The organism is Micromonospora sp. NRRL B-16802 (assembly GCF_001279555.1).
Taxonomy (GTDB): Bacteria; Actinomycetota; Actinomycetes; order Mycobacteriales; family Micromonosporaceae; genus Micromonospora; species Micromonospora profundi.
In genome coordinates, this window is record NZ_LGEB01000116.1 from 1 (window position 1) to 942 (window position 942).

1 pseudogene is annotated in these 942 nt (G+C 66.2%); it reads right to left on the bottom strand.

Annotation, left to right across the window (positions count from 1 at the left end):
• A pseudogene (locus ADK66_RS28200) lies at positions 1-942 on the bottom strand (molybdopterin-dependent oxidoreductase); the annotation flags it as partial.

Sequence of the window (942 nt, forward strand, 5' to 3'; positions counted from 1 at the left end):
CCCAGCAGGAAATAGCCCTTGATCTTCCCGTCGATCATGTTCAACACCTGCTGGTACGTGCCGTGATCGCCGGTCATCCGCGGCAGGTAGCCGTAGCAGTAGTCGTTCTCGGCGGTGGCCGCGTCCCCCCAGTACGCCTTGAGCAGGTTCACCCCGTAGGCGCGGGCGTTGTCCCAGAAGCCCTTCTGCCCCGGGTGGCGGATGCTGTTCACCCACTCGTCGAAGGTCGGGTGATCGGCGTGGTGCGGCATCGGAAGGTAGCCCGGCAGCAGGTTGAACAACGTCGGAATGTCGGTGGAGCCCTGGATGCTGGCGTGACCGCGCAGCGCCATCACCCCACCACCCGGGCGACCCATGTTGCCCAGCAACAGCTGGATGATCGCGCCGGTCCGGATGTACTGCACACCGACGCTGTGCTGCGTCCACCCGACCGAGTAGACGAGCATGCTCGTCCGCTCCCGGCCCGAGTTCGCCGTCCACGCCTGGGCGAGTTCGAGGAATCTCTCCTGCGGGATGCCGCAGACCCGCTCCACCATCTCCGGCGTGTAGCGCGCGTAGTGCCGTTTCAGGATCTGGTACACGCAGCGCGGATGCTGCAACGTCTCGTCGCGCTGGGTCTGCCCGCCCACCTGGGCGCCGTGCGACTCGTGTTCCAACCCCGCCGCGGTCTCCCGCTGCCTCTCGGTGTCATGGGTGGAGCCGTTGTCCTCGTTCCCCTCGTACTGCCAGCTGGTCTGGTCGTAGCTGGCGGTCTCCTCGTTGAAGCCGGAGAAGAGGCCGTGCAGGTCCTCGGTGTCGCGGTACTCCTCGGTCACGATCGTCGCGGCGTTGGTGTAGGCGACGACGTACTCCCGGAAGTCCAGCTCGTTCTCCAGGATGTAGCGCACCACCCCACCCAGCAACGCGATGTCCGTACCCGCCCGGATCGGCAGGTAGCTGTCC